We start from the raw sequence: 25,025 nt of genomic DNA, 5'->3' as shown, positions 1-25,025 counted from the left end.
TCCGGGTCCGCCGGCCCCGCCGACCCCGCCGTTGCTGAACAGGCCGCCGCTGCCGCCGGCACCTCCCACACCGGTGGCCCCGGGTCCCGCGCCGTGCCCGCCGGTACCGGCGGCGCCCGAGAAGAAGCCGGCGTTGCCGCCGCGTCCCCCTGCTCCACCCTTGCCGGCGTTGATGGCCTGACCGCCGTCACCCCCGGTGCCGCCGGCACCGTTGAGCAGGGCTGAGCCGCCGGCACCGCCGGCGCCGCCAATCCCGCCGGCTCCGTTGGCGATGCCACCCGCGCCGCCGCTGCCACCCGTGCCGAACAAGATGCCTCCTGACCCGCCGGCCCCACCCGCGCCGCCGGCCCCGCCGGCAGCGGTGTTGGTCGCGCCGTGCGCGCCGTTGCCGCCGTTGCCGAACAGCCAGCCGCCGTCCCCGCCGGCCGCTCCGGTTCCCGGAGTTCCGTTGGCGCCGTTGCCGATCAGCGGCCGTCCGGTCAACGCCTGGACGGGCTGGTTGACGATGCTGAGCGCATCTTGTTGCAGGACATGCAACGGATTGGTGCTCAGGGGCGCGTTGAAGCCGTCGGCACCCAACAGCAGCCCGCTGATCCCACCGAGGCCGGCTTTGCCCGCGGTCACCCCGCCGGTGCCGCCGCTACCGGCGTTGCCGCCGTTGCCGATGAGCACACCGTTGCCCCCGGCTCCGCCGTTGCCGCCGGTGGTCACACCGGCCCCGCCGTTACCGCCGTTGCCGCCATTGCCGAACACTCCGGACTTGCCGCCGGCCCCGCCGGTCCCGCCGGTGGTGACCGCGGCCCCGCCACTGCCGCCGGTACCGCCGGAGCCGATCAGTTGGCCGGCATTGCCACCGATGCCACCGGTGCCTCCGGTGGTGCGGCCCAGGCCGCCGGCACCGCCGGCACCGCCGTTGCCCGTGAGCAGGCCGGCGTTCCCACCGGCCCCACCCGCCCCGCCGGCGGTCTGGCCGTTGTTGAGCCCTTCCCCGCCGGCGCCGCCGGCGCCGCCGTCGCCGAAGCCGAACATGCCGGCGTTGCCGCCTGTTCCACCGGCCCCTCCGGTACTGCCCAGGCTCGAGCCGCCGCTCCCGCCGGTGCCTCCGGCACCGAACATTCCGCCGGCACCGCCGGCACCCCCGGCACCGCCGGTCGTCCCGGCGGTCGTGGACGTACCGGTTCCGCCGGCACCGCCCGTGCCGCCGGCGCCGAAGGTTCCGCCGTCTCCGCCGGCGCCACCGGCCCCGCCCGACGCGCCGGCCCCACCGGACCCACCGACCCCGCCGTCGGTGAACAGCCCGCCGCTGCCGCCGGCACCCCCTGCCCCGCCGGTGGCGTTGCCGAAAGTGAATCCGCCCGCGCCGCCGGTCCCGGCAGCCCCGAAGAGCAGACCGGCGTTGCCGCCGCGCCCGCCGGTCCCGCCGCCCGCGCCTCCGGCGTCTGTAGAGGAACCTCCCACCCCGCCGGCGCCACCCGCGCCGACGAGCATGGCGTTGCCTCCCGATCCGGCGGCCCCGCCGGCTTTGCCTGCGGTTGTGGCGGTACCACCGGCCCCACCGGCTCCACCACTTCCGAACAGTCCCGCCGCGCCGCCGGCGCCACCCTTGCCGCCGTCAGCGCCGGCCGTCGAGGTTCCCGACCCGCCGGCACCGCCGTTGCCGATGAGCCATCCGCCGGCACCGCCGTCTTGTCCCGTCCCCGGCGCCCCGTTGGCACCATTGCCGATCAGCGGACGCCCGGTTTGTGCCACGAATTGCGCGTTGACCACATCGAGCAGGCTCTGTAAAGGTTGTGCCGCAGCGGATTCCGCCATCGCGTAGGAGTTTGCGCTCCCGGTCAACGCCTGGACGAACTGTTGATGAAACGTCGCTACCTGCGTGCTCGCGCTTTGATACCCCTGACCGAACGTCCCGAACAGTTCGGCGATGGCGACCGAGACCTCATCTTCGGCGGCAGCCAGCAGACCCGTCGTATGCACCGCCGCCGCAGCGTTAGCCGAATGGAGCGCGGAGCCGATACCGGCCAAATCCGTTGCAGCCGTGTCTATCAACTCCGGCAGCGCGATGACATAGGACATTTCGACACCTTCCTGCGAGTCACGACCGAACGGTCCTGACGGGTGGTTTGATCGCCAGACCGCTGTCGATCTGGTGAGCTTTTGAAAGGACTTGGTGTTGCAGCGGTGCCGGGCTCGACTCCCTCAACCGCCGTCCGTGATGCCGCAGAAGGTCTGCGGCAGTTGACTGGTCACGCCTCGACGCTATGAGGTGGGAACGTGCCCGTCATGACCACAACTAGGCATTTTCCCGGCACCCGGCGATAGTCAGATCTGACTAATCGGCCAGCTGACCGCCACAAGTTTTGCCCGCTGGCCGTCGTAATAAGCTGTCACATAACGTTTCATAGGCTGATCGTTCGCCGGAACGCGTGTTGGATCATGGGGCAGATGCCTCAAACTCGGATCCCGGAGCGCGGCCGGCCTCGGACTTCCACCGCCGATCTACGCCGATCATCTGCGCGGTGCTGGACTGCGGACCTGAGGAATTACTGCTCCGCGAACCGGATACGGTCGCGCAGCCCGCGCCGCAGCCCACCGGCGACGCCTCGGCGGTGGGGGACACCTCCCGGCGCTCCGTGCGTCCGCGGGCGCCCCGGGGACGCAGCCTGCCACTCGAATGAGCCCCCAGCAGCGACTCCGGAGCGGCAGCTGCACCGCGGCTCGACACCAAAAGACGCTCAGATCGCCGAGCTGAAAAACCAGCTGCGCGAAAGCGACACGATCGTCGCCACCCTGCAAGGCGAACTCACCCGCTGCCGGCTGCAGAGCCAGCACCAGGTGTGCCCCGCTTAGGCATACCGATTGTGACCTCTAGTGGCGTGTGTGGTTGATCGAGGCCCGGAACAGCCCGTAGCACGTGGGATAGGGCAGCGAGATCAGATCATGAGTGCGCACACTGTCGGGAGTGCCCGTCGCAGCGAACTCCGCCCGGAACCCCAGTGCGGCGGTGCGCGCGGCACGCAGCCGGGCACCGAACCCACCCGGAGCGGTGAGTGCCTTGTCGAAAGTGTCGATACCCGGGAATGGCGCGGTGACCGCAGTCCGGGGAATCGCCAGGGGTTCGGTGTGCAAGCGGTCTGCGATGCTCATCGGGTGGCCTTCGGGACGACGAACTGGGTGGCGCCGGCGACACCGATACGGGCCAGAGCCTTGGCGACGGTGCCGAAGCCGGCAGATCGCTGCGGTGCGAATCCGGCTGCCATGCTATGGAATTGGTGGTTGTGCGCAGCCAGCTGCAGATAGCCGTCCAGCGGGCGATAGCCGATGGCACGCGGGCCGGTCGGCAACAACGGTTCGAGTTCGTCGGCCAGGATCCGAGCCGGATAGTCGGGCACGAAGGCCATCGGGCGGGCGATGCCCACGACGTCGATACCGTCAGCGACAGCGTCCTCCATGGCTGCGCGGCCGCGCAGCCCGCCGGTGAGCATCAGTGGAATCGGCACCGCTGCGCGGACCGCATTGGCGTACCGCCGGAAGTAGCCGTCGGCGGTGCCGTGGTGGGCGACACCCTCCATGGCGGGTATCGCGTAATTGCCGCCGGAAATTTCCAGCAGATCGATCCCCGTCTCGGCGAGGGCGCGAGCGACATCGAGGGAATCGTCCTCGCTGAGACCGCCGTGCTGGAAGTCTGCCGAGTTCAGTTTGACCGCGATGGGCACCGTGGGGCCGACGGCGGCACGCACCGCGGCAACGGTTTCCAGCAGCATCCGGCGCCGCCCTGCCGCGGTTCCGCCGTACTGGTCGCTGCGAGTATTGGCCAACGGCGACAGGAACTGCGACAGCAGGAACCCATGCGCGGCATGGATCTGGACTCCGTCGAACCCGGCCTGCACTGCCAGGGCGGCAGTGCGGGCATAGCGGGCGATGAGGTGCTGAATGTCGGTTGCGGACAGTTCGCGGGGCTTGCGGAGGTTGAAGCCGGGCACGGGTTCGCGCAGGGCCGATGGGCCGACCGGGCGGCGCGTGAAGGGCACCGTGGCCACCCGGCCGGGGTGGTTGATCTGCATCCACAGTTGGGTGCCGGTCTGATGGACGGTGTCGGCCCAGCGTTGCAATCCGGGCACTGCGGCGTCACCATCGACGATGACGTTGCGGGGCTCGACCAGGCCGGCCCGGTCGATGACCACGTTGCCGGTGATCAGCAGACCCGCGCCGCTGCGCGCCCAGGTGGCGTAGAGGTTGAGCAGCTCATGGGTGACCCGGCCATCGCGGGCCGCCAGCTGCTCACTCATCCCGGCCTTGGCGATGCGGTTGGAAAGTTTTGCTCCACAAGGCAATTCCACGGATTGGTTCAGAGTATCGGTCATGGTCTCAGAGCACTCTCGGTCGCAGGCGGGTCATGGTGAAGAGCGGCGTCAGCGGACGGATCGGGATGGGCGGCGTCCCGGCGGACAGATCGACACGGTGTAGCCGGGCCTCGACGACCCGGCCCAGGCCCATCTGGTCGATCGGATCACGTTCGCTGCCCGCGATGTTCAGTTCGAAGTTGTCGATGCGCCGGACTTCGATGGGTGTTTCGGCGGGGGTGAAAGCCAGGATCCAGGGCAGGAAGAGACCGGCCGAGCCGGCGACGTTGCGGTGCGGGAGGCCCAGGATCGGCGGTGCGTCGGTCAGCACCTCGCCGAGACGGCCGCTCATCGAGATGAGCTTGTGGCCGCGGCGCGTGGCCGCGGCTTCGATGGCGGTATCGTTGAGTTGCCAGTCGATCTCACCGAGCTTCTTGGGGTAGCCGAGGAGTTCACGGCCCAGGATCAGCGCCACGTCATCGTCGAGAATCATCCACGGACAATGGATTCCGGTGCGGCGGCCGGCTTTGATGTGTACGAACACCCCGGCCTCGTGATAGACCGAGCCATAGTTGCAATCGGGGAAGAACGCGGTGAACACGTCGGCGCGGGCAGGTTCGACCAGTCGCACGCCTGCCGGCAGCCAGGGCCGCATCCGGTCGGGATCGACCTCGACGGTGGCGGTGAAGTATTGCGCGTCGTGGTACAGAGTGCGCCGCGGATCGGCAAGCGCGAGGGCGCGACGAAGGTCGCCGCCCAGTGTGCGGCTATCGGTGCGAGTCGTTGGTTCCCAGTTCATCTCAGGTGACCTTCCGGTAGACCTTGTGCAGCACCGGACCGAGGACGGTGCGTGGGGTGTACTGACCGCTGACGGTCTGGACTTTGGCGAACGCGCCGGGTACCACGCGGCGCTTGCCTTTGGCCAGGCCCGCGACAGCGGCGTCGGCGGCCTGCTCGGCACTGACCCACAGCGGGTCGGGCAGCAGCCGTTCCAGCTTGGACAGCTCGGCGACTTGGGCGAACTCTGTGCGGACCGGTCCCGGTGCCAGCAGCGTGCAGCTGACCCCGGTGCCGGACAGTTCGGTGTGCAGCGACTCGGCGAAGGTGTTCGCGAACGCTTTTGTGGCGGCATATGTCGCGTTACCGGGACCGGGTTGGTTACCCGCGGTGGAGCCGGTGATCAGGATCGCCCCGGCCCTGCGTTCGAGCATGCCGGGCAACACAGCAAGGGTGATATGTTGGACCGCAACGCAATTCAGCTCAACCTGGCGGATCTCCCGTTGTGGGTCGAGCTGCGCGAGGTCACCGTACGTGGCGAAACCGGCATTGTTGCACAGGATCGCGATATCGCGGCCGGCCAGATGGTCGGCCAGTTCGGTGCGATCGTCACGGTCTGCCAAGTCGCAAGCCTTGACCTCGACGGTGACGCCGTACTCGGCAGTGAGCCGGTCGGCCAGTTTCTGGAGCAGGTCAGCACGACGTGCGACCAGGATCAGTGAAAATCCCTGGCGGGCAAGCTGTTGTGCGAGTGCTTCGCCGATGCCCGACGACGCGCCGGTGACGACGGCGCGGTTGCGGGCGGTGGGACTGGGCAGATTCATGCGATCGACTCCTCACAGTCGGCGGGGTCCAGGGTTGGTAGGGCGTTGCTCTCGAGCGTGGTTGTGAGGGCGCGTGCCGCCAGACCGCCGCCCACGATGCGGGCCAGGCGCGCATACCAACGCAACGCCCGCTGGAGCAGCCCGATCCGGCGCAGGATCTCTGCCGAGCCGGCGAGCATCGAACTGCGAGCCCGCACCCGGCCGGCCACCAGATCGGAGAGCGGGATCGAGAACAACCGCTGCATCCGCACGGCGTCGGCGAGGAAGTCCGAACCGTGGGAGATGATGCGACCCGCACCGGAGCGCGGCGCCACCAGACCCCACATATAGATGTTGGCGTAATGCGGCACCAGGACATGCTCGATCAGTTGCGGATTGCCGTTCTCCCAAACGAACATCGATTCGTCCAGGAACGGGAATCGGGTGTTGAAGCCGGTGGCCCACACGATCGTGTCGTACTCGCGGGCACTGCCGTCCACGAAATGCACCGTGCGCCCGTCGAATCGGGAGATTTCCACGCGGCGGGTGACCGTCCCGTGCAGCAGCGCGTACATCAGGGACGAATTCACCGTCACGTCCTTGGTGAACAACTTGTGGTCAGGCCGCTCCAGTCCGTAGCGACGGTAGGAACCGTAAGACAGGCGCAGCAGCGTTTTGAAAACGGGCCGCTGCAACGCCATCGGCACCCACACCCGGTCCAGCTCGGAGGAGGGTATACCGAAAATCGTCTTCGGGATGAACCAGTAGCCCCGGCGCATCGAGATGTCCGACCGCCCGAATGTGGCGGCCGCTTCCACGGCCAGGTCACTGGCCGAATTCCCCGCACCGACCACGAGCACCCGGTCCCCGTGGCCGAAGTCCGCGGGCCGCTTGTAATCCTTGGAGTGCAACTGCCGCCCGGTGAACACGCCCGGGTAGGTGGGGATGTTGCGATCCCAGTAGTGGCCATTGGCCACCACCACCCCGGCGTACGTACGTGTCTCGCCCGAGGCCAGCCGCACCGACCAGCCGGCCATGCCGGTGCGATCCAATGGCCGCAGTTCGACCACCTCACACCCGAATTCGATGTTCTCGCGCAGCCGGAAACGATCGACATAGTCGTTCAGGTACGCCAGCATCTGCGCCCGACTGGGAAACGTCGGATAGTCCGCGGGCATCGGGTATTCGACGTACTGCGTGGACTTCTTCGAGCTGATCAGATGCGTCGAGTCGTACACGCCGTGCGACCAGTTGCCACCGATCTCGTCCGTTGCCTCGAGGTGGTCGTAGGCGATTCCAGCCTGCCGGAACGCTCGCGCGACACCGTTGCCCGTGTATCCGGCACCGATGATGCAGTACCGCCCGGGCGGGATCGTAGTCACCATGCCCCCTCCTAAGCTACAGTGCTGTAGCTATTTGTTTCAGTACTGTAGCTACAGTTCTGTAGCATTACAAGGTACAGTCGGTAAACGAGGTAAATTCGCAGGTCAGGGGATAAGCGATGGCGCAGGGCATGATGCGTCGCAACCGGCCGTATGCCGCCCGCATGACTCCAGGACAGCGACGCGAACAGCTACTCGACGTGGTGCTGGACATCATCAACACCGACGGCGTCGCCGCGGTCAGCATGGACGGCGTCGCGCGGCGGGCCGGGGTCACACGCCCTGTCGTCTACTCGCTGTTCACCGACACCAACGACCTGCTGCGCGGCTCGCTGGACCGGGAAGAGCAACGCGCCCTCGCCCAGATCACCGACGCCGTCGCCACATCCGCGGCCGACGACCTCGTCACCTCGTTCGAGCGCATATTCGACGCCTACCTCGCCGCGGTCGCCGAAGCGCCCGACCGCTGGCGGGCGATTCACAGCATCACCGACAGCAGTACCCCCGCGTTCCACAAACGCGTCGAACGGGCACGAACCGCACTCGCCCGCCAATTCGAAAACGCCTTGCGCGACTCCGGCGAACTCGACGCCACCACCGACTTCGAGCTACTCGCCCGCCACATCCTCGCCGCAACGTGGGACTCTGGCCGCCTGTTACTCACCGAGCCGGACGACTACCGCCATGACCGCCTTCTATCCGGCCTGGTCGGGCTGATCACCGCTCTAGTCACCACACCCACCAATGGACGTGGCCGGCAAGACAGCACCCCTGGCGAGTCACCCACCACGACATCGACAGGCTGACAAGTCTTTTCGCACGACAGCCCGGGCGGCGGTATCGACATCACGGCCGACGTCATCACCATCACGACAATCGGGCCGCCTGGGAGGCTGTCGGTCCCGTCAGGCAATCATTCTTCTGGGGCTCCCATCCCACACACCCTGCAAGAGACCATCCTCGTCTCGGTATCTCCTGCGCCAAGCCCCGTGAGCTCGTCACTGTGACCCATAGGACGAACTCGTCCACTCACCGTCAGAAGAGGACACGAGTTCGCCGATTCGAGGATTCAGAAATCATGAACTCAAGCATCATTGGCCGGCGGTGTCGTCGCTGTCTGACGCTGCGCTACAAGGTATCCGCCGCAAAGCACGTCCCGCTCGGATTTTGAAATTCGCTATGTCACAACCGAATCAGTCACACCTCACTGATTCAACGGCGTTCAGAGTACGTCCGGCCGACGCGTCCGCACGACGGCGTGGCGCCGCCTGCGAGACGCGGCGGGCTAGTTGAGGACGAATGAAAGACGGGTGGGCGGCTGAGAGTTGGCGAGGATCAGCACCGAACTCTGGTTGTTCACGTCGTCGAAGGGGAAGCCGTAGGCGAGGTTGTTGATGCTGTTGGCGTGGAAGAACTGGGCCCAGTTGTTCCACCGCCCTCCAGTCGGATAGTAGGCGGCGACGTTGGCCCACTGATCCGGCGAAATCGCCACGCCGCGGTTGAACGCCGCGTTGAGTTCGGCGAGGAACGCACCCTGCTGCTCGGTGCCGACGAATGGGCCGTTGGACGCGAAAACTTGTGCCGTCGTCGGCTTTACCATCGTGTACGTCGATGCTGCTTTCCCGTCCGGCGTAACGGTGTAGTGGAAGAGGCCGCTGCCGTCGATATTTCCCGTCACGGTGTAGCCGGGGCCGTCGTAAATGAACTGGTGGGTTTGATAATTCGACCAGAAGTCGTTGATCGGTTGGTCGAGCCAGCTGACCAGGCCGCCGGGCGTGGCGGTCCGTGGGGCCAGAATCCGCAGCGGGTCGCCGGAGCCGTCGTGTAGCACCAGAGCCTGGAACTCAGCCGGGACCGAGGTCGCGTACTGCGCGAACACCTGGTCTCGCGTCAGGGTGATGCCGCGGGTTCCGCTAAACCCGGTCGAGTCCTGCCCCAGCGTGTAGGAGAACGGCAACCCGAACTGGTCCACCTGCGTGGTGTTACCCCCGAAGGCGACCGCACCGTACTTGTAGGTCATCTCGTACCAGTCGTAGACCGTGTTGTAGTTCGGATCGGACGGGTTCGCGGGGTCGAGACCCGCCCAGCCCGAGTTGTCCGCGGCGATCCCGATATAGAGCGGGTTCTTCATCGACACAAAGATCCGGCCGCCCTGGAATTCCGAAGGTATGGCGAGGTTGCCTGTCTGGTCGAGGGTGAACGACATGTTGGCGTAATTCACCCCGTTGTACGTGAGATGACCAGGAGCGTTGGCCGCGCTGGAATCGATGTGGTGGGCCATGCCGTTCTGGTCGACCCACGACCACTGACCGGGCGTCGTCTGGCCGAGCAGGGTCAGGTAGATCTCGCTGTTGCTCAAACCCGTGTTGTTGATGAAAGGACCGACACGAAATCCGCCAGGGAGGCCGTTGGCTCCGTTGAGACCCGCTTGACCGGGGCTGCCCAAAAATCCGCCCGCGCCTCCGGCGCCGCCAAGGCCGCCGGTGCCCCCGGGACCGCCGGCGCCGAAGTTTCCCGCGGCGTCGGCCGGGCCTCCGATCCCACCGGTGCCGCCGACTCCGCCCGCACCGCCGGTGCCGCCAGTGCCGAAGAACAGCCCGCCGTGACCGCCGACCCCGCCCGCTCCGCCAGTGCCGCCGGCGCCGCCCTGCTGTCCCGCAACGCTGGTCGTGGTGCCGGTGCTCCCAACGCCGCCGGCGCCACCGGTGCCGCCCCGACCGAACAAGCCTGCCGCACCCCCGGCACCCCCGGTTTGCCCGGCTGCCCCTGAACCGCCGTCGCCTCCGTTACCCCACAGGAGTCCGCCGGGCCCGCCGGCTTCACCGGTCCCTGCGGCTCCGTTTCGGCCGTTGCCGATCAGGGGCCGCCCCAACAGAATGTTGAAGGGTGCATTGATCACATCCAGGATGCTCTGCTCGATGGACTGCAACGACACCGCACTGGCGGCTTCCGCGGCGGCATAAGCGCCGGCACCCGAATTGAGGGCTTGCACGAACCGCTGCTGGAAAGTCGCAATTTCCGCGCTGATCGCCTGATAAGCCTGCCCATGCTCGCCCAGCAGAGTCGCGATCCCCGCCGATACCTCGTCCGCACCCGCGGCCAGCAGTGTTGTAGTCGAATTCGCCGCTGCGGCATTGGCTTTGGTCACCGACGAGCCGATCACCACCAGATCCGAGGCCGCCGTGACCACCAGCTCCGGCACCGCAGTGACAAACGCCATTCCGCACCTCCAGCAACCCAGTCGACGCAAAATCCTCGAAAGAGCTTTACCGACCAATTGCCCGTAGGTCAACAGCCTCTACCACTTTGCGGCAAATGCGTGACGGCGTGCGCCGTGCGAAGTCTCGTCGGCGGGATTGGACCTGCGGTTTTCGCGAGAGGAATCGCTATTTGTGTCTAACAGTCAGAGGGAATTATCGCATTCTCGCGCGTGTCGGGCACCGGCACTGGGGTACGGCCTAGAAGGCCAACCCACCATGTCAGCTGATCTCACGTAGGGAATCGAGGCGCTGATTCACCCTGGCCAGCGCCTCGTCAAAGACAGCCACCTTCTCACTTCGCCGTTCGCTGGCCGGCTGGGCGGCGCCGCGCGCGCCTTCGGCCTCGACCCGGGCCGCAGCTTGGCGCCGCAACAGGCTGAAGTTCTTCTCCCGCGCGGTCCTGAGCCGGCTCTGCAGATCTTTCAGCTGCTTCTCGTCCATACGCTCCAAGGCGTCGCCATGGCTCTGGCCGATCAGCGAAGTCTCCTGCAGGGTCAGGTTCACGTGGTGGTTGCTCACGGTGATTTCATAGCTTGAGCCGGACGGGTCCGCACGCGAATCACCCATAGCGCGCCGAATTGTCACGCCGGGTGCATCTCGCGTTCATCGCGCGGTCGACATTCAGGACACCGATCATCGGGAAGCGCACTGCGGCAACCGTTTTGCCAAGTACGGTGCCGTCCGGCTGTCTTTCGCACGCGCGACGTCAATCGGCAGGCCCGCCGCGACAATCCGGCCACCGTCGTTGCCGGCTCCTGGCCCGAGGTCGATCACCCAGTCTGCGCCCGCGACCATCCGCATGTCGTGTTCGGCCACCACCACGGTATTGCCCGCGTCGACCAGGCGGTGCAGCTGACTATCGAGCAGATCTACATCCGCGGGGTGGAGCCCCGTGGTCGGCTCGTCCAGGAGGTAAAGGGTATGCCCTCGGCGGGGTCGCTGAAGTTCGGAGGCAAGCTTGATCCGCTGCGCCTCACCGCCTGACAGTTCGGTCGCGGGCTGCCCGAGGCGGAGATATCCCAGCCCGACCTCTTGCAACGTGGTGAGGCTTCGCGCGGCCTTCGTGACATCGGCGAGAAAGTCTGAGGCCTCATCGACGGTCATCGCGAGCACGTCGGCGATCGTGCGATCGCGGTATCGCACCTCGAGCGTCTCGTCGGAATAACGCGCTCCTTGACACGCCGGGCAGGTGGCGTATGTGCCTGGCAGAAACAATAATTCGACGGAGACAAAGCCCTCCCCCTGACAGGTGGGACAGCGACCTTCGGACACGTTGAAGGAGAACCTGCCCGCTGTCCAACCGCGGCGACGGGCCTTCGAGGTGGCGGCGAATTCCTGGCGCACGGCGTCGAACAGACCGGTGTAGGTCGCCAGTGTCGAACGCGGAGTGCGTCCGATCGGACGCTGGTCCACCGATACCAGCCGGTTGATCTCCCCGACACCTTCTACCGCTACCCCGACGCTCGCGTCGTGATCGAGATCGACGATCTCGCTTTCAGTTTCGTCGTCACCGGATGCGACCGGCTCGCCAGCTCGTCCCGTGCCGAGGTGGCTGTGCACAACGTCGCCGAGGACCTTCACGACAAGCGTCGACTTGCCCGAGCCGGACACTCCGGTGACCGCGGTATACACACCGAGTGGCAGGTCGACGTCGAGGTCTCGCAGATTATGGAACGAGATCCCGCTTAGCCGCAGCTGCCCGGACGGCGTCCGGGGTTGGCGCGGCGGCGGACTGGCCTCCTCGAAAAGGTAGCTGCGAGTTACCGATTCCTCGATGCCGGCGAGACCGGGCACCGGTCCGCTGTAAAGCACCTTCCCGCCGAGCTCCCCCGCCCCGGGTCCGACGTCGACGATCCAATCGGCACGGCGCACCACGTCCATGTCGTGCTCGACCACGAACAGCGAATTCCCGGCCAGCCGTAGGCGATCAAGAACGTCGAGCAGAGGTTCGGCATCCGCGGGGTGCAATCCGGCCGACGGCTCGTCGAGCACGTACAACACCCCGAACAAGCCGGCGCGCAGTTGAGTGGCCAGCCGCAGCCGCTGCAGTTCGCCGGGCGACACTGTCGGAGTGCGGCGACTGAGCGTGAGATAGCCGAGGCCGAGATCGACGAGCACCTGCAGGCGTGCGACCAGGTCGGCGGCGATCCTGGTCGCCACTTCCGTCAACTCACCGGACTCCGTTGACTCGTAGGCCGTCGCGGCATCGGTCCGAGAAGCCGTGGGGCGCAACGTGTCAGCAAGCTCGGCTAACGGCATTCCCGCATAGTCAGCGATGGTGCGCCCGGCGAATGTGACCTTCAGCGCTTCCGGTCGCAGCCCGGAACCGTCACATACCGGGCAGTCGACGGTGTCGACGAATTGCAGCACGCGGCGGCGCATCATCGCGCTGTGGGAGTTGGCCAACGTATGGCGCACATGACGTTCGGCGCTGGAGAACGTCCCGTTGTAGTAGTAATCGGCCTGTACGGGATGCCGGCTCGGATCGATTTCGACCGTAGGTTGCTCATCGGTGAAAAGAATCCAATTACGTTGACGCTTGGGCAGTTTCCGCCATGGCTTGTCGATGTCGTACCCCAGCGTGACCAGTATGTCGCGTAGGTTCTGACCCTGCCACGCGCCCGGCCATGCGGCGACGGCGCCGTCGCGGATGGTCAGCGACGGGTCCGGCACCAGTGTCTGTTCGGTCACCCGGTGGATTCGTCCCAACCCGTGGCATTCGGGGCACGCCCCGACCGCGGTGTTCGGGGAGAACGCATCGGAGTCCAATCGTTCCGTGGCCCCAGGCGGGTACGTTCCGGCGCGGGAGAACAACATCCTCAGCAGGTTGGACAGCGTAGTGACAGTGCCGACCGTCGACCGCGACGTCGCCGAACCGCGGCGCTGCTGCAACGCGACGGCGGGCGGCAGACCGGTGATGTCATCGACCTTCGGTGCGCCGGCCGGCAGGAGCAGGCGACGGGCGTAGGGGGCAACCGATTCGAAGTAGCGGCGCTGGGCCTCGGCGTAGATGGTCCCGAAGGCCAACGACGATTTGCCGGATCCGGAGATGCCGGTGAACACGACCAGCGCGTCACGGGGCGCTACGACGTCGACACCCCGCAGATTGTGCACCCACGTCCGGTAGACCCGTACGCAAGAGTCGAGTTCGTCGTCGCGCCGGTGGGATATTCCTGTCATCGTGCCCAGACGGATACCCGCACTTCAGCCGCGCAAGCGTGATGTTGGCCCCGTTACCGCCGCCCAGGGCCGGATACCGCTATTGACTGAGCAGGCCGGACAGTTGGGCGCCGAAGTTGCCGATGCCGGAGACGAAGGCCTGCGTGGCGAGGTTCAGGGAACTGGTGTTGAACAGGCCGGACACCGTGTTGCCGAGGTTTGCCCAGCCCGACTCGAGCGCGCCGAAGTTCTGGATGCCCGATATGTCGATGCCGCCGGCGTTGAACAAGCCCGACGTCTGGGCGAAGCGGTTCGCGAAGCCGGACACGGCGCCAGAGGCGGTGTTGAAGAAGCCGGATGCGCCGCTCCCGGAGTTGAAGAAGCCCGACGACGGGGTGGGGCCCGAGTTGAAGAAGCCCGGGCCGGACTGGAAGCCGGAGCCGATGGTGAAGGGCCCCAGAACACCGGTGCCGGCGAGATTGGTGACGTTGGTGAACAGGTAATCGATCGGGGTTTGCGGTTGAACGGTGTTGATGTTGAAGGTGACGGGCCCAATGTTGCTGTCGGAGTCCGTGATTCGAATCCCAAGAATCGTGCTGGCCTGAATGTGGATCGGGATCGAATACGTGAACGCGCCCGCCGTGACGGCATCGATAACACCCGTGATCGGTATCTGGATGTTGAGCGGCACGTCGTAGTGGTAGGGGATTTCCGGGATTGTGTAGGAGAAGTTGGCGCCGAAGAGGCCTTGGTAGTCGCCCCGCCACAAGAAGCCGTTGCTGTAGCTGCCCGAGATGAATGCTCCCGTGTCGACGTTGCCGGAGTTCGCAATGCCGGTGTTGGAGTTGCCGGTGTTGAACCAGCCGGTGTTGTAGTCGCCGGCATTGAAGTCGCCGGTGTTGTAGCTGCCCGGGTTGAAGCTGCCCGTGTTGGTGTTGCCGACGTTGTACAAGCCGGTGTTGTAGTTGCCCGCGTTGCCGATGCCGGTGTTGACCAGCCCGGAGTTGAAGAACCCGGTGTTGGTGCTGCCGGAGTTGCCGATACCGGTGTTGAAGCTGCCGGAGTTGCCGATGCCCCAGTTGCCGTTGCCGGAGTTGAAGAACCCGACGTTGTTGGTGCCCGAGTTGAACAAGCCGATGTTGCCACTGCCCGAGTTCAAGCCACCGAAGCCGGACTGGTTATTGCCGGTGAGCCCGATACCGATGTTGCCGCTACCGGTGTTGCCGAAGCCGATGTTGCCGTCACCGAAGTTGCCGAAGCCGAAGTTGTTACTGCCGGTGTTGCCGAACCCGATGTTGTTCAGCGCCGCCGTCAACCCTGGGCCGCTATTGCCGAACCCGATGTTGAAGCTGCCGATGTTCCCGCTGCCGAAGTTCTGGCTGCCGATGTTGCCGCCGCCGAAGTTGCTGCCGCCGACGTTGCCGTTACCCAGGTTGTAGCTGCCGAGGTTGCCGCTACCGAAGTTGAAGTCGCCGATGTTCGCGTTGCCGATGTTGAGCGAACCGAGATTGCCCAGGCCGAGACTGAAGGAGGTCTTTCCGGTGGCGGCGTTCTGGAACAACCCGGACAAGTCGGTGCCGACGTTGCTGAAACCCGACAGATAGGCCGGCACGTTCATCGGGCTCAGTCCGGTGTTGAACAGACCCGAGATGCTGTTCCCGAGATTGGCTACGCCGGATTGCAGCGAACCGTAGTTTTGGATGCCCGAGTTGCCAAGGAGTCCGGTCGCGTAGTTCAACAAACCCGAGCTGCCGCCGCCGAAGTTGCCGAAGCCCGATATGGAGCCGATGCCGGAGTTGAAGAAGCCCGAGGACGGACTCGACGTGAAGTTGAAGAAGCCCGGCGATGCCGGGATGTCGATGATCGGAATTCTGATCGGACCGACTCCCGCGTTGCCCACCACGGCGAGGATGGTCGAGTTATCCAGGGCGCCGATGTTGAACGAGATCGTGTTGATCGGGGGTTGGCTGCCGAAGTCGACCGTGATGGGTGTCGTCAAGGGGGCGTTGGCGGGGCCGCCGTGCACGGTGATGGGCCCGATGGTGATGTTGAAATTGGCTGCGTCGATGCCGATGACTTCGGCAGTGCCGCTGATGTAGATCTGCGGAATGTTGATGGCGGACATATTCACGCTGGTGATGGTGGCGGTGACCGGGATATTGATCGGCGCGCGAACGTCGAAGTTGATGGGGATTTCGTCGACCGTGATGGAGTAGCCGCCGGTCAGGACGCCCCGGTAGTCGCCCCGCCACAACAGGCCGTTGTTGTAGCTGCCGGTGTTGAAGAAGCCGGTGTCGACCTTGCCCGAGTTGCCCAGGCCGGTGTTGTAGTCGCCGGTGTTGAACCAACCGGTGTTGTAGCTGCCGGGGTTGAAGTCGCCGGTGTTGGTGTTGCCGATGTTGTAGCTGCCGGTGTTGTAGTGGCCCGCGTTGCCGATGCCGGTGTTGACCAGTCCGGTGTTGAAGAGGCCCGTGTTGGTGCTGCCGGTGTTGCCGATACCGGTGTTGTAGCTGCCGGAGTTGCCGATGCCGAAGTTTCCGTTGCCCGAGTTGAAGAAGCCGACGTTGTTGGTGCCCGAGTTGAACAGTCCGACGTTGCCGCTGCCGGAGTTCAGGGCGCCGAAGCCGAACTGGTTGTTGCCGCTGAGCCCGATGCCGATGTTGCCGCTGCCGGTGTTGCCGAAGCCGATATTGCCGTCACCGAAGTTGCCGAAGCCGAAGTTATTGCTGCCGGTGTTGCCGAACCCGATGTTGTTCAGCGCCGCGGTCAACCCTGGGCCGCTGTTGCCGAACCCGATGTTGAAGCTGCCGATGTTCCCGCTGCCGAAGTTCTGGCTGCCCACATTGCCGCTGCCGATGTTGAGGCTGCCCAGGTTTCCGTTGCCCAGGTTGAAATCGCCGATGTTTCCGCCGCCCAGGCTGAACTGCCCGATGTCGCCCAGACCGAAATTCCAGGTCGACCCGGTCGGGCCGTTGCGGAACAAGCCCGCAAGGTCTGTGCCGTGGTTGGACAGGCCCGAGAGATTGGCCGGCGTGGTGAACAGGTTCGTCGCGGCGCTGGTGTTGAACAGACCCGACACGGTGTTGCCCAAGTTGGAGAAACCCGACACCAGGGTGCCGACATTGTTGTAGCCCGAGCTGCCCAGGGCTTGCCAGTTGAACAGGCCGGACGTATTGGCGGCGAGGTTCCCGAAGCCGGATACGCCGCCGGCGCCGCTGTTGAAGAAGCCCGACGACGGGGTGGTGCTGGAATTTCCGAAGCCGGGGGCCGCCGGGATGTGGATGAGCGGGACACGGATGGGGCCGGCGGTGCTGTGGATGGAGATGTTGACCGCCGTTGAACCGTCCGGGTTCCCGATGTTTCCGGTGATCGTGGGCAGGGTGCCGGTGATCGACGGGATCTGAATGGAGCTGACGGTGGCGTTGACGTTCGACCACAAGGGGCCCGAGAAAGTGAGGTTGATCGGCGCCAGACTGAAGCCGTAAACCCGCAGGGTGCCGAGGTTGACGTCAAGCGGGATATTGAGGGGAATGCTGACGTCGAGGTTGACGGCGGGGAATTCCGGGACGGTGAGGGTGTAGTCGAAGCCGACCAACCCCTGGTAGTCATCGCGCCAGATGAAGCCGTTGTTGTAGCTGCCGGCGTTGAAGCCGCCGGTGTTGACGTTGCCCGAGTTCCCCACCCCGGTGTTGATGTTGCCGGTGTTGAAACTGCCGGTGTTGTAGCTGCCCGGGTTGAAACTGCCGGTGTTGGTGTTGCCCGTGTTGTAGCTGCCGGTGTTGTAACTGCCCGCGTTGGCGATCCCGGTGTTGACGCTGCCGGTGTTGAAGAAGCCGGCGTTGGAACTGCCGGCGTTGCCGAAGCCGGTGTTGTGGCTGCCGGAGTTGCCGATGCCGAAGTTTCCGGTGCCGGAGTTGAAGAAGCCGACGTTGTCGGTGCCCGAGTTGAACAGGCCGATGTTGCCGCTGCCGGAGTTCCAGTTTCCGAAGCCGGACTGGTTGTTGCCGCTGAGCCCGATGCCGATGTTGCCGCTGCCGGTGTTGCCGAAGCCGATATTGCCGTCACCGGTGTTGCCGAACCCGAAGTTGTTGCTGCCGATGTTGCCGAAACCGATGTTGTTCAGGGCCGCCGTCAACCCCGGGCCGCTGTTGCCGAAGCCGATGTTGAAGCTGCCGATGTTCCCGCTGCCGAAGTTCTGGCTGCCGATGTTCCCGCTGCCAAAGTTCTGGCTGCCGATGTTGCCGTTGCCCAGGTTGAAATCGCCGATGTTCCCACTGCCCAGGTTCGACTGGCCGATGTCGGCGAGGCCCAGATTGAACAGCGACCCGTTCGCGCTGCTGCGCAGAATGCCCGCAAGGTTGGTGCCGATGTTGCTGATCCCGGAGAGATTGGCGGGTGTCGTGAACGGATTGACGGCGGAACTGGTGTTGAAGAGACCCGAGACGGTATTGCCCAGGTTCGACACGCCCGACATCAGTTCGCCGAAGCCTTTGTAGCCTGAGATTCCCGACATGCCGGACGCCAGGTTGAAGAACCCGGACGCGTTGCCGCCGACGTTCATGAAGCCGGAGGAGCGGCCACTCCCGGAGTTGAAGAAGCCCGAGGACGGGCTCGTGGTGGAGTTTCCAAAGCCCGGCATCGGCGGAATGTTGACGCCGGTGAAGGCGATGGGCAGCAGCCCGCCGTTGCCGGTGATGTCGATCAGTGGTCCGGTCGACCCCACCGGCGTGCCGATGTTGATCCCGATGAAGGGCAGACCGATCGTCAGATTCGGGAAAGAGATCGAGTCGAGGCCGAGGTTCGCGTCGCCCAGGATGGTGGACGCGTCAACGGTCAAGGACGGAATGGTGAAACTGTTGATCGTGATGGTCGGGAGTACAGCGCCGATCGGTACCGACAGGTAGACCGGCACGTCGAACTTAATCGGAATAGCGCCGTCGGGGATGATCGTGGTCGCGTTGAAGTCGATCAGGCCTTGATAGTCGGCCCGCCAGCCGATGCCGTTGTTGTAGCTGCCGGTGTTGAAGGCACCGGTGTTGACGTCGCCCGAGTTGCCCAGGCCGGTGTTGTAGTCGCCGGTGTTGTAGCTGCCGGTGTTGTAGTTACCGGGGTTGAAGTTTCCGGTGTTGGTGTTGCCGATGTTGTAGCTGCCGGTGTTGTAGTGGCCGGCGTTGCCGATTCCGGTGTTGACCAGCCCGGTGTTGAACAGGCCGGTGTTGGTGCTGCCGGTGTTGCCGATACCGGTGTTGTAGCTGCCGGAGTTGCCGATGCCCCAGTTGCCGGTACCCGAGTTGAAGAAGCCGACGTTGTCGGTGCCCGAGTTGAACAGACCGACGTTGCCGCTGCCGGAGTTCCAGTTCCCGAAGCCCTGCAGGTTATTGCCGCTGAGCCCGATGCCGATGTTGCCGCTACCGGTGTTGCCGAAGCCGATGTTGCCGTCACCGAAGTTGCCGAAGCCGAAGTTGTTGCTTCCGGTGTTGCCGAACCCGATGTTGTTCAGCGCCGCCGTCAACCCGGGCCCGCTGTTGCCGAACCCGATGTTGAAGCTGCCGATGTTCCCGCTGCCGAAGTTCTGGCTGCCCAGGTTCCCGCTGCCGAAGTTCTGGCTGCCGAGGTTTCCGAGGCCGATGTTGAGGTCCCCGACGTTTCCGAGGCCGATGTTGAGCCCGCCTACGTCTCCGAGGCCCAGGTTGAAGTTCGTGCTGCCGGCGATGGTGCCGTCGAAGGTGTTGCGGAACAGGCCCGCCAGGTTGCTGCCGGCGTTGGAGATGCCGGAGATCTGAGCCGGCGTCGCCAAGTTCAGTGCACTGGTGTTGAACAAACCCGACACGGTGTTGCCGAAGTTCTCGATGCCCGACTGCAGAGAGCCGTAATTCATAAAGCCCGAGTTTCCGAAAATCCCGGCGGAGACATTCTGGAAACCGGAGTTGTTGGCACCGAAGTTTCCGAACCCCGAATTGCCGCCGATACCGCCGTTGAAGAATCCGGAGGAGGGGCCGATGCTGGAATTGAAGAAGCCCGGGGCGAACGGCTGGTTGTAGATCGTCCAGTCGGCGGGGCCGATGCTGAAGGTGGCCGGCACGTAGAGGGCTGTCGTGCCGTTTGGATTGCCTATGCTGACATTCAACAGCGAGAGGTTGAATGTGATCGGCGGAATCGTGAGTGAGTTGATGGTCCCGGAAACCAGAGTGATTCCCGAGAACAAGCCATAGGTGATGTCAAAGGGGATGCTGTCGATAAAGATTCCGTTGTAGACGCCACTGGTGATCGTCGCCGTGATGGGAATGTTGATCGGCACATTCACGGTGAGATGTCCCGGCATTTCCGGAATATGGATTGTGTAATTTCCGCCCATCAGGCCTTGCTCGTTGCCCCGCCAGAACAAGCCGTTGTTCATGTTGCCCGAGATGAAGGCACCTGTGTCGAAGTTGCCCGAGTTCACCAGCCCGGTGTTGAAGCTGCCGGCGTTGAAGAATCCGGTGTTGTGGCTGCCCGGGTTGCCGAGTCCGGTGTTGAAGCTGCCGATGTTGGTGTTGCCGGTGTTGTAGGAACCCGCATTGGCGATCCCGGTGTTGACGAAGCCGGTGTTGAAAAGGCCCGTGTTCGTACCGCCGGTGTTGCCGAAACCGGTGTTGTAGCTACCCGAGTTGCCGATGCCGAAGTTCCCGGTGCCCGAGTTGAAGAAGCCGACGTTGTTGGTGCCGGAGTTGAACAAGCCGATATTGCCGCTGCCGGTGTTCCAGTCCCCGAAGGCGAGCAGGCGATCGCCGCTGAGGCCGAACCCGATGTTGCCGTTGCCGGTGTTGCCGAACCCGATGTTGCCGTTGCCCGTGTTGCCGAAGCCGATGTTGTCGCTGCCAGTGTTGCCGAAGCCGATGTTGTGGATGGCCGCCGTCAACGCGGGGCCGCTGTTGCCGAAGCCGATGTTGCCGAAGCCGATATTGCCGGCGCCGAGGTTGGTGCTGCCGATGTTGCCGAAGCCGATATTCGCGCCGCCGATGTTTCCGCTGCCGAAGTTCCCGCTGCCGAAGTTCCCGTTGCCGAAGTTCAGTTGCCCGTGATCGCCCAGGCCCAGGTTGATGACGAGTCCGTTGGCACTGTCGCGAACGGCGCCGGCCAGGTTGGTGCCGACGTTCCCCAACCCGGAAATGTTGGCCGCGGTCGCGATATTGACCGTGCTGGTGTTGTAGATGCCGGAGACCGTGTTGCCGACGTTCGCCAGGCCGGATGACAGCGCGCCGACGTTCTGCATGCCGGACAGATTCGCGCCGAGGTTGAACAGGCCGGACACGCGGCCGGGGCCGGCATTGAAGAAACCCGACGACGGCAGGGTGGTCGCATTGCCGAATCCCGGCATCGGGTTGACTTTGAGCAGCTGAATGGTGCCACCCTCGAAGGCGCCGGTGATACCGATACCCACGCTTGTATTCGGTCCGCCGATGGTGAGCGTCAGCAAGGGAAGATTAAGGGTGGAGCTCGATATGTTGACGGGCCCCAGGGTCAACGTGATCGGGTCGGGCGGCGGCGAAAGGAAGGTTGAGAATTGTTGCGTGCCGCCCGGCAATGTGAACACGTTTCCACCGAATTGCAACACCTCGTTGACGGGAATGACCATCGATTGGTCGAACGTCACGCTGGGAATGGTGACTTTGAGATCGATAGCAATCTGGCCGGCGTTATCGCCTTTGGCGAGAATGCTGTTGTTGTAATTGCCGGTGTTGAGGAAGCCCGTGTTCGTGTCGCCGGGGTTGAGGCCGCCGGTGTTGTAATCGCCGGGGTTGAAGGCACCGGTGTTGATATTGCCGACGTTGAACCAGCCCGTGTTGTAGTTGCCGGGATTGGCGAAGCCGGTGTTGGCGATGCCGGTGTTGAGGAACCCCGTGTTGAAGCTGCCGGCGTTACCGAAGCCGGTATTGAGGATGCCGGGGTTGCCCATGCCCCAGTTACCGGTGCCTGCGTTTCCGATCCCGACGTTTCCGGTGCCCGAGTTGAACAGGCCGATGTTGTTGGTGCCGGAGTTGAACAGGCCGAGGTTTCCGCTGCCGGTGTTCAGGGCTCCGAAGCCGACCAGGCCCGTTCCGCTGAGGCCGATTCCGATGTTTCCGCTGCCGGTGTTCCCGAGTCCGATGTTGCCGAAGCCGTTGTTGCCGAATCCATTGTTGTTGTTGCCCAGGTTCCCCAGGCCGATGTTGTAGTCGCCGAGGTTTCCCAGGCCTTTGTTGAAGTCGCCCAGGTTTCCGTTGCCGAGGTTTTGGTTGCCCACGTTGCCGGTGCCGGTATTCGACGTACCCGAGTTGCCGAAACCGATGTTGTCCTGGCCGGAGTTTCCGCCTCCGGTGTTTCCGTTGCCCACGTTGCCGATGCCGATGTTGTGGTCGCCGACGTTGGCGAAGCCGGTGTTCTTGACGCCGACGTTGGCCAGGCCGGTGTTGCTGGTGGGGTCCGAGCCGCCGCCGAACAGGCCCGCCACGTTTGGGCCGGTGTTGTACAGACCGGACACATAATTGGGCGTCGTGAGGTTCTCGGGATAGGAACTATTGAGGATGCCCGACATGGTGTTGCCGGTGTTGATCAAACCGGAGGCCGCCATGCCGGTGTTGATCAAACCCGAGAGGCCCAGGCTTCCCGACGACGAATTGAAGATGCCCGAGACGTTGCCCCCGGAGTTCAAGAGGCCCGAAGCGCTGCCGTCACCGCTGTTGAAGAACCCCGACGAAGGCAGGGTGCTCGAGTTGCCGATGCCCGGGGATCCGCCGATCAGGCCCTGGTAGTCGCCCCGCCAGAACAGGCCGTTGTTGTAATCCCCCGTGATGAACGCGCCGGTGTTGACATTGCCGGCGTTTGCCAGGCCGGTGTTGTAATTGCCGGTGTTGAGCCAGCCGGTGTTGTAGCTGCCGGGGTTGAAGCCGCCCGTGTTGGCGCTGCCGGAGTTATTGGTGCCCGTGTTGTAATTGCCCGAGTTACCGATGCCCGTGTTGGCTATGCCTGAGTTGAAAAAGCCGGTGTTGGCGGTCCCGGAGTTGCCGAAACCGGTGTTGAAGAGGCCGGAGTTGGCGAGACCGAAGTTTCCGGTCCCCGAGTTGAAGAAGCCGGTGTTGTTGGTGCCCGAGTTGAACAAACCGCTGTTGCCGCTGCCGGAATTCAGTCCGCCGAACCCGGACTGATTGTCGCCGGTCAGCCCGATGCCGACGTTGCCGTTGCCGGTGTTGGCGAAGCCGATGTTGCCGCTACCGGTGTTTCCCAGGCCGATGTTGTTGCTGCCGGTGTTGCCGAAGCCGATGTTGTGGATGGCCGCCGTCAGCGACGGACCACTGTTTCCGAAACCGAAGTTCCCGAAACCGAGGTTCGCCGACCCGATGTTCCCGGACCCGATATTCGCGCCACCGACGTTGTAATTGCCGATGTTCGCGTTGCCGAGATTGCCGACGCCGAGATTCCCCAAACCGACGTTGATGGTGAGTAGCAGGGGGCCGAAGCCGTCGGCGGCCGCGGTTGCACCGCCGGCCGACACCGCGCCCGCGAACTGAGCGCCGCCCGCATTCGCCGCTGCGACAAGGGCGCTCGAGGCGCTCACCGCTCGGCCCGCCACGTCCGCCAGACCGGGTGCGAGGTTGGCCAAGGGCAGAATGAACGGCGTCAAGCCCGACGCCACGGCGGAAGCCCCGGAATAGTAGCCGAACATCGCGGCCACATCCTGCGCCCACATGCCCTCGTACTGTGCCTCGATGGCAGCGATCGCCGGCGCGTTCAGCCCCAGCAGGTTCGCCCGCACGAGTGACACCAATTGAGCACGGTTGGCAGCCACGACCACCGGATGCACCGTCGCGGCCTGAGCCGCCTCGAACGCCGCCGCGACTATCCGGGCGTGGCCCGCCGCTTCGCCGGCCTGCGCCGCCGCCGATCTCAACCAACCCAGATATGGTGCGGCGGCGCCCGCCATCTCCACCGCCGCCGCGCTCTGCCACGCGGAATCCAGCAACCCGGAGGTCACCGAGCCGAAAGTAGCTGCGGCAGAGGCCAATTCGGCGGCCAACCCATCCCAGGCCGCCGCGGAGGCCAATATCGATCCTGACCCCGCGCCAAGGAACATCCGCGCCGAGTTGACCTCGGGTGCCAATACCGCAAAATCCATACGCTGTCCTTCGCGGGTAACCCCCACCGGGGTGGCGGTCAGTTTCTCATCAACCGGCGTATAACGGCACCTACCGTAAGCCCGGCTGCGGCTTCACGGACGGTTTCACACACATTCGGCGCAAATTTTTCGCGCGCCGAATGAATTCAATTTTCGGTGCACCACCGGTTTGCTCGGCGACGTGCACAACACTTACGCCATTCGGCCGAAAACGTAAACGGTGCGACCACGGTGGGCTACCGTGTTTGACTGCGCTGGTCGTTGCTGGTGGTTGTCGGGTTGTCATGAGGTGGCGAGGTCGCTGATGACGTTCATGGTGGTTTCACCAGAGATGGTGGCGGCTGCGGCTACGGACGTGGCTGGTATCGGGTCGACGATCTCTGCAGCCAATGCGGCCGCGGCGCAGTCGACGACGGGGCTGGCGAGCGCGGCCGCCGACGAAGTGTCACGCGCGGTCGCATTGCTGTTTTCCGGACATGCGCTGGGCTATCAGGAGTTGGCCGGGCAGGCCGCGGTACTGCACCAACAGTTTGTGCATACCCTGACTGCCGGTGGCGCCGGTTATGCGCGCGCGGAGGCGCTCAATGTCGGCCCGTTGCAGCCGCTTCTGGACCTGATCAACGCGCCCACCCAGCAGCTGCTGGGTCGTCCGTTGATCGGTAACGGCACCGACGGGGCGCCGGGCACCGGGCAGGCCGGCGGCCCCGGTGGGTTGTTGTTCGGCAACGGCGGTAACGGCGGGTCGGGGGCAGCGGCGCAAACCGGCGGCGCCGGTGGCGCCGCAGGTCTGATCGGTACCGGCGGTGCTGGTGGCGCCGGAGGTGCTGGTGCGTCCGGCGGATCCGGCGGATCCGGCGGGTGGCTGTACGGCTCGGGCGGCGCCGGCGGGGCCGGTGGCGCCAGTACGACGATGGGGGGCACCGGTGGTGCTGGTGGTGCCGGCGGCGTGGCTCCGCTGCTCGGCTACGGCGGCGCCGGCGGTGCCGGCGGTATGGGCGGGCCTAATGGTGGTGACGGCGGCAGCGGCGGTGCGGGCGGCAACGGCGGGCAATTGATCGGTGCTGGCGGCACCGGCGGTGCCGGCGCAGCGGGCAGCGCAGGCGCGGGCGGCGGGACCGGTGCAAACGGTGTCGGCGGTGGTTCGGGCGGCCAGGGCGGTGCCGGCGGTG

Annotated in this window: 11 protein-coding genes and 2 pseudogenes; 2 read left to right on the top strand and 11 right to left on the bottom strand. The window is 65.0% G+C overall.

Annotated features, from left to right (window positions below; translation table 11 throughout):
* Positions 1-408 precede the first annotated feature (408 nt).
* The 7 genes and pseudogenes from AO501_RS40945 to AO501_RS32850 all read right to left on the bottom strand — a co-directional run.
* A pseudogene (locus AO501_RS40945) lies at positions 409-501 on the bottom strand (PE family protein); the annotation flags it as partial.
* Positions 502-1,563: 1,062 nt separating this feature from the next.
* A pseudogene (locus tag AO501_RS40940) lies at positions 1,564-2,076 on the bottom strand (PE family protein); the annotation flags it as partial.
* Between the two features lie 792 nt (positions 2,077-2,868).
* A complete protein-coding gene (locus AO501_RS32870; RefSeq protein WP_055581747.1) occupies positions 2,869-3,147 on the bottom strand; it encodes a hypothetical protein in 279 nt (92 codons plus the stop codon).
* The gene (locus tag AO501_RS32865) at positions 3,144-4,364 is read right to left on the bottom strand and encodes an NADH:flavin oxidoreductase (RefSeq protein ID WP_055581746.1); all 1,221 of its coding nucleotides are present in this window, start codon (positions 4,362-4,364) and stop codon (positions 3,144-3,146) included. Before AO501_RS32865 ends, AO501_RS32870 begins: the two co-directional genes overlap by 4 nt.
* Positions 4,365-4,368: 4 nt before the next feature.
* Entirely contained in the window at positions 4,369-5,142 is a 774-nt protein-coding gene (locus tag AO501_RS32860; protein ID WP_055581745.1) for an acetoacetate decarboxylase family protein, read from the bottom strand.
* A gap of 1 nt (position 5,143) precedes the next feature.
* Positions 5,144-5,944: an SDR family NAD(P)-dependent oxidoreductase gene (locus AO501_RS32855; RefSeq protein WP_055581744.1), complete on the bottom strand. Its 801-nt coding sequence runs from the start codon at positions 5,942-5,944 to the stop codon at positions 5,144-5,146.
* Entirely contained in the window at positions 5,941-7,308 is a 1,368-nt protein-coding gene (locus AO501_RS32850) for a flavin-containing monooxygenase (RefSeq protein ID WP_055581743.1), read from the bottom strand. Before AO501_RS32850 ends, AO501_RS32855 begins: the two co-directional genes overlap by 4 nt.
* A gap of 116 nt (positions 7,309-7,424) precedes the next feature.
* Between AO501_RS32850 and AO501_RS32845 the strand changes: the two genes are divergently transcribed.
* Entirely contained in the window at positions 7,425-8,111 is a 687-nt protein-coding gene (locus tag AO501_RS32845) for a TetR/AcrR family transcriptional regulator (protein WP_055581742.1), read from the top strand.
* A 479-nt stretch (positions 8,112-8,590) separates the two neighbouring features.
* On the opposite strand, the gene AO501_RS32840 is transcribed toward AO501_RS32845, so the two are convergent.
* From AO501_RS32840 to AO501_RS32825, 4 genes are all read right to left on the bottom strand, one after another.
* Positions 8,591-10,525: a glycoside hydrolase family 64 protein gene (locus AO501_RS32840; protein WP_055581741.1), complete on the bottom strand. Its 1,935-nt coding sequence runs from the start codon at positions 10,523-10,525 to the stop codon at positions 8,591-8,593.
* Between the two features lie 259 nt (positions 10,526-10,784).
* On the bottom strand, positions 10,785-11,084 hold the full coding sequence (locus tag AO501_RS32835; RefSeq protein ID WP_055581749.1) for a hypothetical protein: 300 nt from the start codon (positions 11,082-11,084) through the stop codon (positions 10,785-10,787).
* Positions 11,085-11,198: 114 nt separating this feature from the next.
* Positions 11,199-13,745 carry an excinuclease ABC subunit UvrA gene (locus tag AO501_RS32830; RefSeq protein ID WP_055581740.1) on the bottom strand — a complete coding sequence of 849 codons (2,547 nt, stop codon included), beginning with the start codon at positions 13,743-13,745 and terminating at the stop codon, positions 11,199-11,201.
* A gap of 79 nt (positions 13,746-13,824) precedes the next feature.
* The gene (locus tag AO501_RS32825) at positions 13,825-23,856 is read right to left on the bottom strand and encodes a PPE domain-containing protein (protein ID WP_055581739.1); all 10,032 of its coding nucleotides are present in this window, start codon (positions 23,854-23,856) and stop codon (positions 13,825-13,827) included.
* 304 nt (positions 23,857-24,160) lie between these two features.
* Between AO501_RS32825 and AO501_RS32820 the strand changes: the two genes are divergently transcribed.
* The coding region (locus AO501_RS32820; RefSeq protein ID WP_156452913.1) for a PE family protein at positions 24,161-25,025 on the top strand (865 nt) is incomplete at its 3' end.

The sequence above is a fragment of the Mycobacterium gordonae genome (assembly GCF_001417955.2).
GTDB lineage: Bacteria > Actinomycetota > Actinomycetes > Mycobacteriales > Mycobacteriaceae > Mycobacterium > Mycobacterium gordonae_B.
The sequence above is the reverse complement of the archived record's forward strand: the minus strand, read 5'-3'. Positions and strand labels throughout refer to the sequence as shown.

What these genes read in the sequence shown, in the direction of transcription:
- AO501_RS32870 (WP_055581747.1), bottom strand. Translation starts at nt 3,147, where the DNA reads ATGAGCATCGCAGACCGCTTGCACACCGAACCCCTGGCGATTCCCCGG.
- AO501_RS32865 (WP_055581746.1), bottom strand. Translation starts at nt 4,364, where the DNA reads ATGACCGATACTCTGAACCAATCCGTGGAATTGCCTTGTGGAGCAAAA.
- AO501_RS32860 (WP_055581745.1), bottom strand. Translation starts at nt 5,142, where the DNA reads ATGAACTGGGAACCAACGACTCGCACCGATAGCCGCACACTGGGCGGC.
- AO501_RS32855 (WP_055581744.1), bottom strand. Translation starts at nt 5,944, where the DNA reads ATGAATCTGCCCAGTCCCACCGCCCGCAACCGCGCCGTCGTCACCGGC.
- AO501_RS32850 (WP_055581743.1), bottom strand. Translation starts at nt 7,308, where the DNA reads ATGGTGACTACGATCCCGCCCGGGCGGTACTGCATCATCGGTGCCGGA.
- AO501_RS32845 (WP_055581742.1), top strand. Translation starts at nt 7,425, where the DNA reads ATGGCGCAGGGCATGATGCGTCGCAACCGGCCGTATGCCGCCCGCATG.
- AO501_RS32840 (WP_055581741.1), bottom strand. Translation starts at nt 10,525, where the DNA reads ATGGCGTTTGTCACTGCGGTGCCGGAGCTGGTGGTCACGGCGGCCTCG.
- AO501_RS32830 (WP_055581740.1), bottom strand. Translation starts at nt 13,745, where the DNA reads ATGACAGGAATATCCCACCGGCGCGACGACGAACTCGACTCTTGCGTA.
- AO501_RS32825 (WP_055581739.1), bottom strand. Translation starts at nt 23,856, where the DNA reads ATGGATTTTGCGGTATTGGCACCCGAGGTCAACTCGGCGCGGATGTTC.